Source organism: Parasphingorhabdus sp. DH2-15 (assembly GCF_051668705.1).
Classification (GTDB): domain Bacteria; phylum Pseudomonadota; class Alphaproteobacteria; order Sphingomonadales; family Sphingomonadaceae; genus Alterisphingorhabdus.
Map to the genome: position 1 here is coordinate 2,203,324 of NZ_CP196351.1, position 17,344 is coordinate 2,220,667.

The 17,344-nt window shown below is 51.0% G+C and carries 17 protein-coding genes; 6 read left to right on the forward strand and 11 right to left on the reverse strand.

Annotated elements, in window-relative coordinates; all coding sequences use genetic code 11:
• Positions 1–40: 40 nt before the first annotated feature.
• Both ACR9YC_RS10320 and ACR9YC_RS10325 read left to right on the forward strand, forming a co-directional pair.
• The gene (locus tag ACR9YC_RS10320; protein ID WP_438727248.1) at positions 41–1,357 is read left to right on the forward strand and encodes a Xaa-Pro dipeptidase; all 1,317 of its coding nucleotides are present in this window, start codon (positions 41–43) and stop codon (positions 1,355–1,357) included.
• 170 nt (positions 1,358–1,527) lie between these two features.
• Positions 1,528–2,406 (forward strand): hypothetical protein, encoded by an 879-nt coding sequence (locus ACR9YC_RS10325; RefSeq protein WP_438727250.1) that lies wholly within the window; start codon positions 1,528–1,530, stop codon positions 2,404–2,406.
• Between the two features lie 50 nt (positions 2,407–2,456).
• On the opposite strand, the gene ACR9YC_RS10330 is transcribed toward ACR9YC_RS10325, so the two are convergent.
• From ACR9YC_RS10330 to ACR9YC_RS10355, 6 genes are all read right to left on the reverse strand, one after another.
• Positions 2,457–3,746, reverse strand: a complete 1,290-nt coding sequence (locus ACR9YC_RS10330) for an adenylosuccinate synthase (protein WP_438727253.1) — start codon at positions 3,744–3,746, stop codon at positions 2,457–2,459.
• Between the two features lie 133 nt (positions 3,747–3,879).
• The gene (locus ACR9YC_RS10335) at positions 3,880–4,989 is read right to left on the reverse strand and encodes an ATP phosphoribosyltransferase regulatory subunit (RefSeq protein ID WP_438727255.1); all 1,110 of its coding nucleotides are present in this window, start codon (positions 4,987–4,989) and stop codon (positions 3,880–3,882) included.
• Positions 4,990–5,031: 42 nt separating this feature from the next.
• The gene (serA, locus tag ACR9YC_RS10340) at positions 5,032–6,618 is read right to left on the reverse strand and encodes a phosphoglycerate dehydrogenase (protein WP_438727257.1); all 1,587 of its coding nucleotides are present in this window, start codon (positions 6,616–6,618) and stop codon (positions 5,032–5,034) included.
• 143 nt (positions 6,619–6,761) lie between these two features.
• Positions 6,762–7,949 (reverse strand): phosphoserine transaminase, encoded by a 1,188-nt coding sequence (locus ACR9YC_RS10345; RefSeq protein WP_438727259.1) that lies wholly within the window; start codon positions 7,947–7,949, stop codon positions 6,762–6,764.
• Positions 7,950–8,101: 152 nt separating this feature from the next.
• Positions 8,102–8,425 (reverse strand): PepSY domain-containing protein, encoded by a 324-nt coding sequence (locus ACR9YC_RS10350; protein WP_438727261.1) that lies wholly within the window; start codon positions 8,423–8,425, stop codon positions 8,102–8,104.
• A gap of 65 nt (positions 8,426–8,490) precedes the next feature.
• On the reverse strand, positions 8,491–9,120 hold the full coding sequence (locus ACR9YC_RS10355; RefSeq protein WP_438727263.1) for a sulfite oxidase heme-binding subunit YedZ: 630 nt from the start codon (positions 9,118–9,120) through the stop codon (positions 8,491–8,493).
• 105 nt (positions 9,121–9,225) lie between these two features.
• Between ACR9YC_RS10355 and ACR9YC_RS10360 the strand changes: the two genes are divergently transcribed.
• Both ACR9YC_RS10360 and ACR9YC_RS10365 read left to right on the forward strand, forming a co-directional pair.
• Positions 9,226–9,984: an extensin family protein gene (locus ACR9YC_RS10360; RefSeq protein ID WP_438727265.1), complete on the forward strand. Its 759-nt coding sequence runs from the start codon at positions 9,226–9,228 to the stop codon at positions 9,982–9,984.
• 63 nt (positions 9,985–10,047) lie between these two features.
• Positions 10,048–10,914 (forward strand): TIGR00730 family Rossman fold protein, encoded by an 867-nt coding sequence (locus ACR9YC_RS10365; protein WP_438727268.1) that lies wholly within the window; start codon positions 10,048–10,050, stop codon positions 10,912–10,914.
• A gap of 42 nt (positions 10,915–10,956) precedes the next feature.
• Here the strand turns inward: ACR9YC_RS10365 and proC are convergent, their stop codons facing one another.
• The 5 genes from proC to ACR9YC_RS10390 form a co-directional block, all read right to left on the reverse strand.
• The gene (proC, locus tag ACR9YC_RS10370; RefSeq protein ID WP_438727270.1) at positions 10,957–11,790 is read right to left on the reverse strand and encodes a pyrroline-5-carboxylate reductase; all 834 of its coding nucleotides are present in this window, start codon (positions 11,788–11,790) and stop codon (positions 10,957–10,959) included.
• A 34-nt stretch (positions 11,791–11,824) separates the two neighbouring features.
• Entirely contained in the window at positions 11,825–12,331 is a 507-nt protein-coding gene (locus ACR9YC_RS10375) for a YbjN domain-containing protein (protein WP_438727273.1), read from the reverse strand.
• Positions 12,332–12,542: 211 nt separating this feature from the next.
• Positions 12,543–12,857 (reverse strand): accessory factor UbiK family protein, encoded by a 315-nt coding sequence (locus ACR9YC_RS10380; RefSeq protein ID WP_438727276.1) that lies wholly within the window; start codon positions 12,855–12,857, stop codon positions 12,543–12,545.
• A 119-nt stretch (positions 12,858–12,976) separates the two neighbouring features.
• On the reverse strand, positions 12,977–13,561 hold the full coding sequence (locus ACR9YC_RS10385) for a TspO/MBR family protein (protein ID WP_438727279.1): 585 nt from the start codon (positions 13,559–13,561) through the stop codon (positions 12,977–12,979).
• A 127-nt stretch (positions 13,562–13,688) separates the two neighbouring features.
• Positions 13,689–14,447 (reverse strand): TlyA family RNA methyltransferase, encoded by a 759-nt coding sequence (locus ACR9YC_RS10390; protein ID WP_438727282.1) that lies wholly within the window; start codon positions 14,445–14,447, stop codon positions 13,689–13,691.
• 73 nt (positions 14,448–14,520) lie between these two features.
• Between ACR9YC_RS10390 and ACR9YC_RS10395 the strand changes: the two genes are divergently transcribed.
• The gene (locus ACR9YC_RS10395; RefSeq protein ID WP_438727284.1) at positions 14,521–15,093 is read left to right on the forward strand and encodes a hypothetical protein; all 573 of its coding nucleotides are present in this window, start codon (positions 14,521–14,523) and stop codon (positions 15,091–15,093) included.
• A 547-nt stretch (positions 15,094–15,640) separates the two neighbouring features.
• Complete coding sequence (locus tag ACR9YC_RS10400; protein WP_438727287.1) at positions 15,641–17,320, forward strand: amidase; 1,680 nt, start codon at positions 15,641–15,643, stop codon at positions 17,318–17,320.
• The last annotated feature ends 24 nt before the right edge of the window (positions 17,321–17,344 follow it).

Consider the following 17,344-nt stretch of genomic DNA (forward strand, 5'->3'; position numbering starts at 1 on the left):
GTCATGCAGGGCCTTTTTTTAGCGATATAAGGGAATGAAAATGCATAATGTCACACGCAGCAAAAATTGGCTGATCGCCTTTATAGTTTTCATTGCTTCGCTCCTCGCGGTGCCCGCTTTTGCTCAGCAAGATGATCAAAAAACCACTATCATCACTGCTGCGCGTATGCTCGATGTACGGACCGGTACCATGGTGAGTAACCCCGCTATTTTTGTTGATGCGGACGGACGCATCACCAGCATAAGTGACATGTCGCTCATTGATATTGCTGGCGATACCCCGGTCATAGACCTTGGGAATCGCACATTATTGCCCGGTCTGATTGATATGCATGTCCATCTTGACGGCAGGCCGGAATATGGGGGCTATAGCAATCTGCAATTTTCTGACCGTTTTTGGAGCGCTATTGCAGCGTCCAACGCAGACAAAATGCTAGCCGTAGGTTTTACAACCGTGCGCAATCTGGGTGCGAGCGATTATAATGTTGTCGGTCTCGACCAAGCGATTGAGGAAGGCTGGTTAAAGGGACCACGTATCGTAACCGCGGCCCATGCACTTGGCGCAACTGGCGGGCATTGTGATCAAACATTCCTGCCGCCGAGTTATAACGCAAAAAGCCCCGCCATTGGTGATAGCCCGGATGAGTTACGCAAACGTGTGCGGGAACAGCGCAAATATGGCGCAGAGGTCATAAAGGCATGCGCAACCGGCGGCGTCTTCTCACGCAATACCGCACCGGGCATTCAACAGCTGACACTGGCAGAGCTGACCGCCATTGCCGATGAAGCCCATTTTTGGGACTTGAAAGCCGCCGCGCATGCCCATGGTGCCAGCGGCATTTTGGCCGCCATTCAGGCCGGCTTTGACACTATCGAACATGCCAGCTTCATTGATGATGCAGGGATTAAACTGGCCAAGGAAAAAGGCACATATTTGTCGATGGATATTTTCAACACCGAATATACCCTGTCAAAAGGGGCAGAAAACGGCGTGTTAGAAGAAAATCTGGATAAAGAACGCGCGGTGTCAAAGGTGCAACGCGAAAATTTCACTAAGGCTTATAGGGCTGGCGTGAACATGGTATTTGGTTCTGATGCAGGCGTGATGCCGCATGAAGATGTGGGCGGCCAGTTCGCTGTCATGGTGCGCCTTGGCATGTCGCCGCTCGACGCACTGCGCGCCGCGACAATCAACGCATCTGCTGCACTCGGACAATCCGATGATGTCGGTGAAATCAAGGTTGGTGCCTATGCTGATATCATTGCCGTAGGTGGCAACCCCCTCGACAATATCCGCCTGATGGAAAGCGTCTCAGCGGTTATCAAAGGCGGTGTTGTTGTTAAAACTGCGAATTAAAATTACTGAAACTACCATGCCTATTGCTATTATGTTTGTCATACTCACACCTTGAACTTTGCCGCTATGGGGCGATGAACTGAAACAGTTTAACAAGCATGTGTCGATTATAGCCAATCAATACGTAACATAGACTGCCAATATCATCACTCCAATAATGAAGGAGAAAGATGATGACTATATTTAATGGCGCTTATATTACTGGGTTATTTGACGACCATAATAATTGTCAATCAACTTCGATCGCAACAAACATGGGTCAGTCAGATTTTACCGATTATATATTTTGGTCCGTACATGTCGATCCATCAGGCAATCTACACTATAATAACGAGCAGCTTTGCATGAACGGTACACCGGTAGCTGCCACGGTAAGTTGCCTCAAAGCGGTTGTGACGGCGGGCAAAGCAGCCTCGCTTGAGCGTGTATGGTTATCAATAGGTGCTGGCGGCACGAGTGATTTTAGTAATATCGATACGATATTAAAAACAGGCGGCGCTACACTGTCTAATCTGCTGAGCAACTTTACCGCGATAGCCGCTGCATTAGATATATATGGTTTTGATTATGATAATGAAGATCAGATCGGCAATGTTGGCGTTATCACTGGCCTCACTCAAGCGCTCTATAATACGAACAACAATTATAGATTTTCTTTTTGTCCCTATGGCAGTTCCAGTTTCGTATCACCTTACTGGATTGCCTGCTTAGAAGGCATTTACAAAAATCTGAGCACGCAGCCTGTTATTGGTTTTAACTTGCAATGCTATTCTGGCGGCGCAGGTAGCGATCCGAAAGGATGGGTCGCGGCTGTTAACAATGCCGGTACTGCAAAAACGGGCATTAGAGATGCCAACGCACTGATCCGTCCCGGTCTCGCAGTGCAAGGTTCGGCAAGTGGTCCGGCTTATTCGCCCGCACAGATGACCAGTGAGTTCAAAGGCTATGGAAGCGTCGGCGGTTGGATTTGGAATACCGCTAATGTTGCAAGCAATGGCAATAATCCAAGTCTGTCTGACTATGCGGCTGCTATCACTGTAGGCACATAATCACCAATGGCAATTCAACTACTAACCGCATCGCGCGCCGGACGGCTATATTAATCACTAAACGGATCGCGCACCAAAATCGTATCTTCGCGTTCTGGTGAAGTGGAAACCAATGCAACGGGGCATTCGATAAGCTCTTCGATGCGGCGAATATATTTGATGGCAGCAGCGGGCAAATCAACCCATGAACGGGCGCCCGCTGTTGTTTCGCTCCAGCCCTCATGCTCTTCATAAATCGGCTCAATATTGGCCTGATCAGAAGCATGGGCGGGCAGATAATCCAGCACCTTGCCATTCAAACGATAGCCGGTGCAGATTTTCACTGTTGCAAATCCATCCAGCACATCGACTTTGGTCAAGGCTATGCCCGTCACGCCAGAGACAGCGCAGCTTTGCCGCACCAATGTCGCATCAAACCAGCCACAGCGCCGCTGACGGCCGGTCACAGTGCCAAATTCATGGCCGCGTTCACCGAGCCGTTGGCCAACATCATCGTTCAACTCGGTGGGAAACGGACCAGAGCCAACCCGTGTTGTATACGCCTTTACAATACCCAGCACAAAGCCAGTAGCACGCGGGCCAAGACCGCTGCCCCCTGATGCAGTGCCTGAAATCGTGTTGGAGGATGTCACAAAAGGATAGGTGCCGTGATCGACATCAAGTAACACACCCTGCGCACCTTCAAACAGAATCCGCGCGCCGGCTTTGCGCACCTTGTTCAATTTGCGCCAGGCTGGATAAGCAAAAGGCTCTACAAAGGGCGCGATTTCTTTTAACTGATCGAGCAAGGCAGCGCGATCAATTGGCGGCGCACCAAAGCCCGCACGCAATGCATCATGGTGCGCGCATAGTCGGTCCAGCTGCGCTTCTAGATCATCCAGATGTGCCAGATCGCATACCCGTATCGCGCGGCGTCCTACTTTATCTTCATAGGCCGGGCCAATACCGCGCCTTGTCGTGCCAATCTTACCCGATCCGCTTGCGTCTTCGCGCAGACCATCCAGGTCGCCATGAAGTGGCAATATCAATGCGCAATTGTCGGCGATGATCAGTTTCTCCGGTGTAATCTCAACACCCTGATCGCGCAATTTTTCCACCTCGCTTTTCAGCGCCCATAGGTCCAGTACAACGCCATTGCCAATAACCGATAAGGTTCCACTGACAATACCTGATGGCAGCAGCGACAGCTTATAGACATTGCCATCAATGACCAGTGTATGCCCCGCATTATGTCCACCTTGAAAACGCACAACCACGTCCGCACGTTCGGCGAGCCAATCGACAATCTTGCCTTTGCCTTCATCGCCCCATTGCGCACCGATTACTGTTACATTGGCCATGAACTGTCCTTTGGTTTTTATGAAAGCAGATTCGCTTGACGAACTTGCACAAACGCGACGCTTTTAGGCCCGTCCACTATACAGGTCCAGCATAGAAAAAGCGCTATCACCGATTAAAGTGAAAACAGAAATATCAAATGCAGGTCGGCCCATTTTCATCTAAGATATGCGTGCAGCCTAATGCTTTTGCATCATCTTTTGCATCCAGCGCCGCCAATGTATACCAGCCCTGCGCACGTAACTCTCTTGCTCGCTGATAATCGTGATCAAGAGGCAGAAAAACGCGCCCTAATCTTTCAGAACCTTCACTTGTCTTCACCAATCGGTCTGCATAGAGCGTAAAGCCGGTGGCAACCTCTTGTGCATCTTCACCCGCGGAAATCGCATAGGTGCCGCCCCTGCCTAGAACTTCAGGATATCCATCAGCATAAAGCGAAAAGCCGAACCAGCTTTGATATTCGAACCCATGCCGCTCACTCGGGTCGAGCGTCACTCTAATATCTTTGCCCAGCGGCGCAGCAATGGCTTCCAATGCGCTGATGCGGCTTGCCAACGCGCCGCCAGCATCAATCGCGCGCAATTTCTGCAACGCACTGTCCAGCGGGCCCATGGCGTAAAGCAGCGGGATATAGGCATCGGCTTGCAATGCTTTCAGCCCACCTGCATCTTTGGTGTCTAGCTCACGGCGAACGGCGATAATCTCTTCCTCGTTCAACGGAAAAGCCTTTTCCGCCAGAGTATCTACCAGATCCGGCAAGGTAAAATCGACGGTAATCTGCCGCGCGCCCGCAGATTGCAAAGCCTCCACGGCAAGGCCGACAATCTCAATCGCAGCAGCGACACTGTCATTGCCGATAAGTTCAGCACCAATTTGCATACGCTCACGCTCAGGGTGCAGCTCACCTGCGCGTAATGTTACCACTGGCCCTGCATAAGAAAGACGCAGCGGACGCGGTGCATTGGACAGCCTTGTTGTTGCAATGCGGCCGACCTGAACAGTCATATCCGAACGCAGCGCCAATGTGCGCAGCGAGATCGGGTCAACCGCGCGCAGCATCCGATCCTTGGCATAGCCTTTGGTGCGATGCGCCAATGATCCTTCAAATTCAATCAATGGCGGCGCAACACGCTCATAGCCGTGGCTTGCAAAAATGGTGAAATAGCGTTGCAGCAGTTCGGCCATGGCCTCTGCCTGCGGCATCAACCTGTCTTGCAGGCCTTCAGGGAGGAGATCGGGATTCATGCTGATCCCTTACTCCCCCCATATGACAAAAAGCAATTGGCTTTAGGCAAAATTCAGTGCTTTGACGTCACGTACGCCGGGCAGTTGACAAACTTTCCACAAAACCGGCTCTTCTACCGGGCTATCAAGTGACAAAAGCAGTACGGCATCGCCGCCTGGACCATCATTACGGCGGCCAAGGTGGAAAGTGCCAATATTGACGCTGGCCTCACCCAGGGTGGAGCCCAAACGACCAATAAAGCCCGGCTCATCCCGGTTGACGATATAGAGCATAGGCCCGCGCAAATCGGCTTCAATTTTTACACCGAAAATATCGACCAGACGTGGATTGGCATTGCCAAACAATGTGCCGGTCACTGACTTTTCACCATCTTCCAGCTTCAATGCAACGCGGACCAGCGTGTGATAATCGCCTTCGCGGTCACGGCGCACTTCGCGTACATCAAGACCGCGATCCTTTGCCAGAAATGGCGCGTTGACCATATTAACGGTGTCGCTATAGGCGCGCATCAAACCGGCCAGAACTGCTGCGGTGATTGGTTTCTGGTCGAGTTCCGCTGCCGCGCCCTCTACCTCAACCGATACGCCTTTAATCTTATTGCCCAATAATTGCCCGGCAATCGTGCCCAATTGGGTGGCCAGCAGCATATAAGGTTTCAACTTCGGTGCCTGTTCCGCAGAAAGGCTAGGCATATTCAGCGCGTTGGTCACGCCGCCCTTCACCAGATAATCTGCCATTTGTTCGGCCACTTGCAGAGCAACATTGACCTGCGCCTCATTGGTGGATGCCCCCAGATGCGGCGTACAGATCAGGCCTTCTGTGCCGAAAAGTGCGTTTTCCTTTGCCGGTTCCTGCGCAAACACATCCAATGCAGCGCCTGCGACCTGACCTGATTCAAGCGCGACTTTCAAAGCCGCTTCGTCGATCAAGCCGCCACGCGCACAATTGATAATCCGCACACCCGGCTTCACCTTACCCAGCGCTTCAGCATCCAAGATATTGCGGGTCTGATCCGTTAGCGGTGTATGCAAGGTTATGAAATCGGCACGGCCCAGCAACTCATCCAGCGTTACCTTTTCAATGCCCAGTTCAACTGCACGCTCCGGCGTCAAAAACGGGTCAAATGCAATGACCTTCATTTTCAGACCCAAAGCACGGTCAGCAACGATCGACCCGATATTGCCGGCCCCGATCAATCCCAATGTTTTGCTGGTCAGCTCAACACCCATGAATTTTGATTTTTCCCACTTGCCCTGCTGTGTTGACAAGTCGGCCTGTGGCAGCTGTCTGGCCAGAGCGAACATCATCGCAATGGCATGTTCCGCAGTGGTGATGGAGTTACCAAAGGGTGTGTTCATAACCACTACGCCCTTGGCAGAGGCCGCCGGAATATCGACATTGTCAACGCCGATACCAGCGCGGCCAATAACCTTCAACTTGGTTGCTGCTTCCAATAGCTCTGCCGTTACTGTGGTCGACGAGCGGATGGCAAGACCATCATAATTGCCAATAATGTCTTTCAATTCTTCGGGTGTCTGACCTGTGATAACATCAACCTCACAGCCATTTTCACGGAAAATATCGGCGGCACGAGGGTTCATTTTGTCAGAAATCAATACTTTAGGCATAGGTAATCCTTTCGGGAGAGTCCTTTAGGAAGTGTCGTCACCCTGAACATTTTTCAGAATCTCACGCATGACGACCAATATTGGTGCGAATGTGCGTGAGATATCGGCCTGCGCCGAACTGACGATAACGTGACTTAGGAAAGTTAGGCGGAAAATTCGGCGGAAAATTCGGCCTGGACCTTGGCATAGGCCCATTCAATCCATGGCAGCAGGCGTGCAATATCCTCTGCATCGACTGTTGAACCACACCAGATACGCAGCGAAGGCGGTGCATCGCGATAACCGTTAAAGTCATAGCCGATATGCAGTTCTTCGAGCATCGCCGTAATACGCTTCGGCACAACGGCTTTCACCTCGTCGCTTTGCGCATCATACCATTCACCCTGAAACACCATGCAGATGCCGGTATTGGTCCATTTTGCAGGGTCACTGACCATATTGCGCAGCCAAGGCGTTACTGCAATCCAATCATGGACGATTTTGGCATTGGCATCCGCACGATCATGCAGAGCTTTCAAACCACCAATAGACTCTGCCCATTCCAGAGCAGCGATATAATCTTCGGTTGCCAGCAATGACGGCGTGTTGATCGTCGCGCCTTCAAAGATTGCACGGTTCAGCTTATCGCCCTTTTTCAGGCGGAAGAGCTTTGGCAAAGGCCATTCAGGATCATAGCTTTCAATGCGTTCAACAGCACGCGGCGACAGGATAAGCATGCCATGCGCAGCTTCGGAACCCATGACTTTCTGCCAGCTAAATGTCGTCGCGTCGAGCTTTGACCAATCCATAGGCTGCGCAAAAACCGCGCTGGTCGCGTCATTGATGGTGACACCCGTGCGATCATCAGCGATCCAATCAGTATCGGGAATTTTCGCGCCCGAAGTCGTGCCATTATAGGTAAAGACGACATCATCGCCCTTATCAATCTGGCTAAGATCGGGGATTTCACCATAATCGGCGTTAAGAACAGTCAGGTCTTTCAGCTTAAGCTGTTTGACCGCATCCTGTATCCAAACATTGCCGAAACTTTCCCATGCGGCAACGGTTGCAGGGCGAGAACCGAGCATCGTCCACATCGCACATTCCAGCGCGCCAGTGTCGGAACCGGGCATAATGCCAATCAGATAATCATCAGGAATGCCGAGAATTTTGCGGCTCAAATCGATTGCATATTTGAGACGCGCCTTGCCCGTTTTGGAGCGGTGGGAACGTCCTAATGCTTCAGTTTTCAGGGTATCCGCTGACCAGCCGGGGAATTTGGCCGTAGGGCCAGATGAAAAAAATGGTCGTGCAGGGCGAAGCGTCGGCTCCGCCGGTATTGAGTTACTCATGATATTCTCTCCTTACAGAGAGCTCGCGCGGCGTTGGGACCGCGTGGCCCGTCGCCGCAAATAGGGACGGGCGTACGCAACTGCAAGAAGAATATTTCAAACTCCGGCTAAATGGACGTAAATAAACGCCTAATTCTTGAGCCTATAAGAAATTATTGTTCAGCCTTGCGGAAAATAACCTTGCCACCACGCTTTGTAACCAACAGTTTTTCGAAGGTTATAGGATGGAAATATGCCTCAACCCGATCACCTTGCGGCGTGGTGCCGTAAACTTCATAACAGCCGCCATCGACCTTTGATTTACGGACAGACCAGCCATCTTTTTTCAGCTTTTCTTCCAGCGCATCGCGGCTTTTCCAACCTGATTCTGGCCCGGCTTCGCATTTCAGCTTACCGCTAGCAGAGGCCGATTCGGGCATGGCTGTGCTCATTGCGGTCGCTGCGGCAATAGCCAGCATAGCTTCGGTAAATTTCATGATATTACCCTTCTTCTCAATATCCTCACCAAAGATGTAGTGACGAAATCATCATGTTAAAGTGTTTAATCGCTTGCAGCGGATGAACCCGTATTGAACCGAGATTTTTTCCATTCTATGCTAATGCGAATAATTTGCAAGAGTAAAAGTGGTGCAAAGTGGATGATCGCCCCAATCCACTCTCCATCGACATATACCCAATGCACGGCGATCAATAAGGCCGCAACATACACGCCTTGCTGCAACCGTTTCCAGTTGCGCTTCATAAGGCGCTGCGCAGCATTGTTGCTTGTGACAGCCATGGCCACAAAAATAATCAGAGCCAGATAACCAGTCCAGATAGAGAATTGCGCAGCATCTTCCAGAACATAACGCCAGACACCATTGAACAGCTCCAAATCGATACAATACACATATAGATGCAAAAGCCCGTAACCCGCCGCAGCCACGCCAATATAGCGCCGTCTGGCCAATAACCACATGACCCAGCTCTTTGTGCCAAATATGGCTTTTAACGGACTTATCGCCATGGCCAATAGCATTAGCCGCACCGACATTTCACCAGTGCCATGCTCTAGCGAAAATGCGACAGACGCATCAAAACCGCTATTGATCAATTTCCCCATTTGGAAAATGGCAGGCACCGACAATATCAGCCAAAACACATAGATATTGTTCACAATTGCCCGCATCATTTATCCCTAAAGATCACCATATATTGCGCCCAACCGGTCCATTTATCAGTTGTTAACCATAGACGCTCGGCATCTGTTAAGCATGTTGTGACTATAGCAATGGCTATGCAGACGCAATCAACAACCGCTTTGGCACTTAGCCCACCAGCCCGCTTGAAAAAAGCGGCAATAACCGCCCTTACCAGCTTGGCATTGTCCGCATGCAGCGCTTTGCCGCAAATCGGTTCCAGGGGTGATGCTCCATCGCGTCCGGCCAGTACGAGCGCGCCATCATCAACAGCTTCAGCCGCAACTATACGCGCCGATGGGCCTTTGCGCGGTTGCCATGCCGATCTGCAAAAATCGGCAGCCAATTTCACACCTTTGCCTGATCGCTATTTGGGCAAAGGGTGCAGCCAATTGGGCACGGTTAAGCTGGCCAGCCTTGACCTGTCACGCGCTAATGATGGTGCTGGCACGTTACAGATAGGCAATTTGGGGCCTGTGACTTGCCCCATGGCGCAGCGCTTTACCCGCTGGTCGCAATATGCCGTTGCCCGCGCCGCGCGGCAAATGTTGGGCAGCGAATTGGTACGCATCGAAACCTATGGCAGTTATAATTGCCGCAATGTCGCAGGCACAGGCAAACGGTCAGAACATGCCCATGCCAATGCCATTGATGTTTCCGGTTTTGTGCTGGCCGATGGCCGCCGTATCACCGTGCAAAAAGGCTGGAATGGCAGCCGTGCAGAACGCGCCTTTTTAAGAGCCATCCACAAAAGTGCTTGTCGGCGCTTTGGCACCGTGCTCGGCCCGGAATTCAATGCTGCGCATGGGGACCATTTCCATCTTGATCTGGCCGATAATAATGAATTTTGTCGCTAAAAGACGAATGTTCCTCTGCAAATTGCGTTGATGACCGCGTCAATGGCGTCTAGGTCATAGTCCATGACCAAAAAAGATATTAATGAACGGCGCTTCCGCCGTGCCGCCGAAGACGCCAAAACCGCTGAACAGGCTCTTATAACCCCGCAGACCAGTGATCCAGCCTATAAGCTGGCCTATCGTGACACCGATTTTCTGTTGCGCGAAGAACTGCGCCCAGTGCGTTTCCAGCTCGAACTGCTCAAACCTGAAATGCTGTTGGATGAAGCCAATATCGGCTCTACCTTTGTGATGTATGGCTCTGCCAGAATTCCCGAACCATCCAAGGCGCAAGAAAAAATTGATTCTGCCAAAACTCCGCAGGAAAAGCGCATCGCGGAAAATCTGGCAGCGAAATCCAAATATTATGAAGAGGCCCGCAAACTGGCGCATATCGCCAGTAATTGCGAGCAGACCGAAGATGGGAAAAGGCAATTTGTCGTCTGTTCTGGTGGCGGTCCGTCCATTATGGAAGCGGCCAATCGGGGCGCGCATGAGGCAGGCAAGGAGTCTATCGGCCTGAATATCGTGCTGCCGCATGAGCAAGCGCCTAATGAATATGTTACGCCGCACCTCTCCTTCCAGTTCCACTATTTCGCATTGCGCAAGATGCACTTCCTGCTGCGCGCGCGAGCTATTGCTGTATTTCCGGGTGGCTTCGGCACATTTGACGAATTTTTTGAACTGCTAACGCTTATTCAAACTGGCAAGATGGAGCCTGTGCCCATCCTGCTCTACGGCAAAGACTTTTGGACAAAAGTGGTCGATCTGGAAGCCTTGGCCGATGAAGGCACGGTTTCTCATAAAGACCTTGATCTGTTCACCATGGTGGAAACAGCCGAAGAAGGCTGGGACATTGTTCGCGATTATTATGAATTGGATTGCGACTGAACCTCTGAATGGCGCAATGGCATAGTGGCGGGCGGGTTCGGTTTAGCCGAATTCTTCCGCCATTTCGGCACTGCGTCTGGCCGCAGCAGCTATTGTCGCCTGCACCAGCGTTTCCAGCGCATTTTTGTCATCAAGAACGTCCAATCCGGCCTGTGTTGTGCCGCCCGGACTGGCCACTTGGCGCGCTAGCTCACCCGGTGAAAATTCCGATTGTTCAGCCAGCTGCGCCGATGCGCGAACCATGGCCAAAGCGAAATGTTTCGCTTGCTCTGCATCCAGTCCCTGCTCTGCACCGGCCGATGACAAAGCATCAATAAAGCGAAACAAAAATGCCGGACCAGAACCTGCCAATGCTGTCGCCAAATGCATATGCACTTCTTCATCAAGCCACTCAGCACTGCCAAACATCTTGGTCAATTGCTCGACCTTGTGATGCGCAGCGCGTACAAAATCATTCGCCGCGACAGGTGCATAAAGTGAAGAAACCGACTGACCAATGCGCACAGCCATATTGGGCATCAGCCGGATAATAGCGCCAGCTTCGGGAAACCGATCCACCAAAGTCGCATGTTTCACACCGGCCAGTATCGACACCAATATTGTCTTTGCGTTTAATCTGCCTGCCAAAAGAGGAGCAGCATCACCCAGTTTTTGCGGTTTCACTGCCAAAATGACCAGATCAATCGATGATAGATGATCCGGCACATGGTCATAAACCGTAATACCGCCCGGCCCTGTCTCAAGATATGGGTCAACAATGGTCACATTTGCCGGATCAAGTCCGCTGGCCAACCAGCCAGTGAGCATGCCGCCGCCCATATTGCCGCAACCGATAAAGACGATATTTTGCGGAAAAAGAGAGGCGGGATTGCTCATAATCTGTATCGGCTACACAAAGTGCAAAAAACGGTCACGCCTCACCCATAGTATCGATAAGTGCGGCCGCCAGCGCGTCTTTGGGCGATTTATCACCCCAGAGAATGAACTGGAAAACAGGGTAAAAGCGGTCACATTCAGCCAGAGCCGTTTCCACCAATATCTGCGCCTGGTCCAGCTCCAACATGGCATTGCTAGGCAGCATCAATCCGTGGCGATAAAGCAGCATGCCGTTATTGGACCACATATCAAAATGGCCCAGCCATAGCTGTTCGTTAATCAGGCCCAAAGCCTCATACATGCTGGCATATTTGTCATCAGAAATGCTGATATCCGGCAAAACAAGCAATTGCAGAACATGGTCATGCTCACGCCAAATGCCGCGCAGCTGATAATGGGTCCAATTGCCTTTGACTTCGGCGCAAACCTCTTCATCGCTTTCGCGTTCGGTTGTCCAGCCGCGGGCCTCAAACAATGCGCTCAGCATCTCTAATGGCGCAGCTTCCTGTCCACCAAATTCGATTTCGTCCGTTTCAATCATATGTCTGCGCCCCGATCAGAAGCGCATGACGCTGATCGCGTCGCTTTGGTGTGATCCATCAACATAGTTAGCATAATGCTAAAGAGAGTGGTTCACCGCAATGCAAAGCGGTCAATCAACGGGGGACAAGTTGAAAAGCCTGTTGAAACACTGTTGATAAACCCACGAAGAAATAGTGGGAAAAACAATATTCTTCGGCGCGATACTGGCCTTAATCCTTGGGTTTTCTGGGCGTGCTTGTCTTGCGTGCAGCTGGTTTTCTGGCCGCAGGTTTGGCAGCAGTTGATGCTGCTTTTTCCAGAGCCTCAACCCGCGCTTTTAAGTCATCAGCTTCTTCACGTGCCTTTGCCGCCAATGCTTTTACTGCGTCAAATTCTTCACGGCTGACAAAGTCCATTCCCGCCATCCATTCGCGAGTACGTTCGCGTGCAGACTCGCCCGCTTCGCGCCCCATGCCTGCAACGGTTCCAGCAGCGCCATTAATGACGCGCATAAAGTCGGCGAATATTCTGTTGTCACTTTGCATGATGGTCGACCTTTCTGACGGGATTGCTCAGCTAAACCCGATATGGCGTCAAAATAGCTATAAACAAGCGCAATTATCAAGCAGCATATATTCAGCGCTTCGCATCATTCAGCAAAAACCTATTGTGCTGGTGGCAGTGCGCCGCCAGTGGTGGTCGATGGCAGTTCATAGCTGCGCGGCACAATTTTGGTCGCCGCCCCTGGGTTTAGATCATCAATTTGCTTGTTCAAAATTGCCGCGAAACACAGCCAAGCCAGATAGGGCACCATTAACCAGGCTGCGAGAGGGCGTATTCTGCCAAATACCAAAACGGTCGCGAATGACAGCAGGAAGATCATCAAAAGCAAGTAAAATGCATAGCCAATTTGATGCGCGCCAAAAAACAAGGGCGACCAGATTAGATTAAGCAAAAATTGTGCGCACCACAGGCTTACGCCAATCCAACGCAGCCGCGCATTGCGTGCATTCAGGACAATAGCCAAAGCCAGTGCAATCAAGATGTACAGTATGAACCAAGCAGCGCCGAATACCCAACCCTCAGGCTGTGCAGCAGGTTTGACCAAGGATTGAAACCAGGCATTTTGACCGGCTGGCTCTGCAATGCGGGACGACATAAAGCCCAGCAAAACCGTCAAGGGAACAGTCAGCATAGCCCAGCGCAGGAAGGACAGACGCAATTGTGAGCGGGATGCCAATTCACTCATGCTTATTTCCTTTCCCGTTGATTCTATCACCTATTGCCGGATGTTTAGCCGCATATCATGCAATCTGGCCAGATGAAGCCGCGCAATGCCCACATGATTTGCTAAGTATAGCGCAATAGTGTGGTTTCTAAGCCTGTTTGCGCGCCGCGATCAGAAACTCCACATTACCGCTCGGTCCAGTGATGGGGCTGGTGGTAATACCGCTTACTTCCCAGTCATTTTGCCCTAGCCAATCGTATATTTCCGCGCAAACGCGCTCATGCAGTGCAGAATCCCTTACCACACCGCCCTTACCAACCTCATGCCGCGCAACCTCAAATTGTGGTTTTATCAGCGCAACCAAATGCCCAGCTTCGCGTACAAAGCCCAATGGCACTGGCAAAACTTTGGTCAGCGAAATGAAGCTGGCATCGCAAACCGCAATATCTAATGAGCGGGTAATATGCTGGTCCGTCAATATACGCGCGCTGGTCTTTTCATGCACGATAACGCGCTCATCTTGCCGCAATGACCAGGCAAGCTGATTTGTCCCGCTATCAACGGCAAATACCGTTTCCGCCCCTCGGCTGAGCAACACATCGGTGAAACCGCCGGTTGATGATCCGATATCAATAGCGGTCATGCCACTGACATCTATCGAAAAATGGTCCAGCGCATGATCGAGCTTCAGACCTCCGCGTGATACCCATGGATGGTCTTTGCCCCGAACATCAATATCGCAATCACTAGCAACTTGCTGCCCAGCCTTTTGCACCTTATTCTCTTTCACAAAGACCAAGCCAGCCATCACCAATGCTTGCGCGCGTGTGCGGCTGTCCGCCAAGCCACGCTCCACCAGCAATTGGTCGATGCGCATTTTCTTCGGTTTTTCGGCATTTGACTTCATAAATTGGCCATGCACTATCTTCGCATGATGTTTCAACCTTGTCCTTCACGGTCGCTGCACGCATTATAGAGCAATGATACGTATAATTCTTCCGGCGATGATTCTTTGCGGTTCAAGCAGCTGTCTGCCACCAAGCAATGTGGCTGATACCTCTGGTCAGCCTGAACAGGCAGCCAATGCTCAAGAGAATATAACAAAAACTGCTCCAGCCGAATCGCAATCTCCTGTAGTGGCTGCTGTCCCAAATGATGCTGATTGGCAAGACTGGCCTTTAATGGCTGGCCAATGGATGCGCAGCAATGACGCAGATGCTGCATTTGCCGCCTTTGTTAATCCTAATGGCAAATCTATTTTCAGTATCAAGTGCAGTAAACAGCGTAAGTCTATCTCAATAGTGCGGCATAATGTGCATCCAGGAGCTGCAAAGCTGGCCATCACGACAACTTTTGGCACGCGCAGCATGAACGGCAATTCTGCATCTGATTTTGAAGGGGGCATTTTGGGCCTTTCCCTATCAGCAAATAATATCGTGCTGGATGAATTGATCTTTAGCCGCGGATCCTTTGGATTGGTTGTGGATGATCAAAAGGCCATCCGTATAGCTACATCGCCCAAATTAGCACGGGTTGTCGAAGATTGCCGCTAGTCTGATCAGCGGTTGGCGCGACACAAATAGTGGAATTGCGTCCAAATACCTGAAAATCACTATGAAATTTTTGCGAAGCCCGATTTGCGGCTGTGTCCATTGCTGTGGGATGCAGAATTATGATTCGAAAATAAATTAAATCAAGTCTTGTTGTGCGCTAATAGCTGATCCACATTGTTTTTGTCAGGCAAGAGCCCCTTCATTCACGAAGGATAATAGCGAGGGCATGGCAATGGTTTTCAACAATACGAAAGGAGGTGATCCGATGTCTCATGGTTCAGCAGTTTTAGAGGTCGGAATAGTCCATTCGTGTAGAGTATTGGCTGGCGAATAGCCGCTTTTCTTAACACATAAGGGCGGCACTTCCGGCCGCTGACCATGCGAAGGGCCGTGACAGTTTGTGAGAGCAAACATATCGCGGCCCCTCTCATTTTATAAGCACACCCCGTTTTTCCCAAAATCAATATGCATATTTGCACTTGCTATTGGATCAGAAAAGCTAAAACCTGCGGCACATAACTTAGCCAGCAGCTTTCGGGGAATTTGCATGAAATATACCAACTCACTTACATTGGCACTTGCGCTTACTGCTCTGGCCATTGGCGGTACAGCGCATGGACTGCAAGCCAATGAACTGCCAAACACTGTTGGATATCAATCTGAATATCCCGTCTATGAAGGAGAAGCCGTAACGCTCGACACTAGCGAGCTTTCCTTGGCGGAAATATCGCAGGGTTTAACCAACGGGCGCTTTACCAGTGAGGATATTGTACGCTCCTATCTTTATCGCATTCAAACATTGGATAAAGCGGGTCCAGAATTGCGCTCTATCATCGCCGTGATGCCCGATGCTTTGGCATTGGCGCGACAAGCCGATGCAGACCGCGCCGCCGGACGCGTTAAAGGCCCGCTGCATGGCGTTCCCATAATTATTAAGGACAATATTGAAGCTACAGGGCCAGTGCCAACTACCGCTGGCTCTTACGCACTGATTGATAATGTCACTAACCGTGATGCACCCTTGGTGGCGAATCTAAAAGCCGCCGGAGCCATTATCATTGCCAAGGCCAATCTGTCGCAATGGGCCAATATCCGGTCGAGCAATTCCGTTAGCGGCTGGACCAGTGTCGGGGGGTTGGTCAAAAACCCTTATGCGCTTGACCGCAATAGCTGCGGGTCATCATCAGGCAGCGGCGCCTCTATAGCCGCCAGTCTTGGCGCTGGCGCAGTGGGCACAGAAACCGACGGATCAATCATATGCCCGTCCACTATCAATGGCATTGTCGGTTTTAAACCAACGCTGGGTATGGTGAGCCGCACCCATGTTGTGCCTATCAGTCACAGTCAGGACACGGCTGGCCCGATGACGCGCACGGTGCAAGATGCCGCCATGATGTTAACCGCCATGGCAGGAAGTGACGCAGCCGACAGCGCAACAAAAGACGCAGATAAATATGCTGTCGATTTTGCCGATGGCTTATCACCTGACTATCTTAAAGGTGTTCGCATCGGTGTATTGCGTGACAGGGTGGGCGATCAGACGGGAACACAAAAAGTGTTTGAAGCTGCGCTTGAAGACCTTAAAAAAGCTGGTGCAATATTGGTGGAGATAGAAGATAGCCGCTCCGGTTTTGACGGATTGGGCGAAGCAGAATTTGAAGTGCTGATGACCGAGTTAAAGGCTGATATGAATGCCTATCTGGCCAGCACACCGGCCAGCAACCCGTACCGCACACTGGCTGATCTCATCACATTTAATAAGCAAAATGCAGCAACGGAGCTACGGTATTTCGGTCAAGAGCTTTTCGAATTGGGGCAAAGCAAAGAAGGACTGGATAATAGCAAATATCTGGCAGCATTGGAGAAAGCCAAACGGCTTGCAGGGCCAGAAGGCATTGACCGTCTGCTCAAAGACAATGATGTGCAGTTTCTGGTCGGGCCATCAGGTGGTCCAGCCTGGCGCTCAGACCTTGTCTTAGGTGACAGTTTTTCCGGTCCTAGCCAAAGCCAATTGCCCGCTGTTTCAGGCTATCCGCATCTGACCGTGCCGATGGGTTATGTCGAAGGTCTGCCGGTTGGGATCAGTTTTATCAGCAGCAAATGGTCTGACCATGCCGTGCTAAAAGCCGGCTATGCCTATGAGCAGATAAGCCAGAAACGGGTTGCACCACAATTTCATCGCACCTTGCCGATCAATGTCGGCCCGATAGAATTTACTAAGGAGTAGGCACAGAAACTGTAATGACAGGGC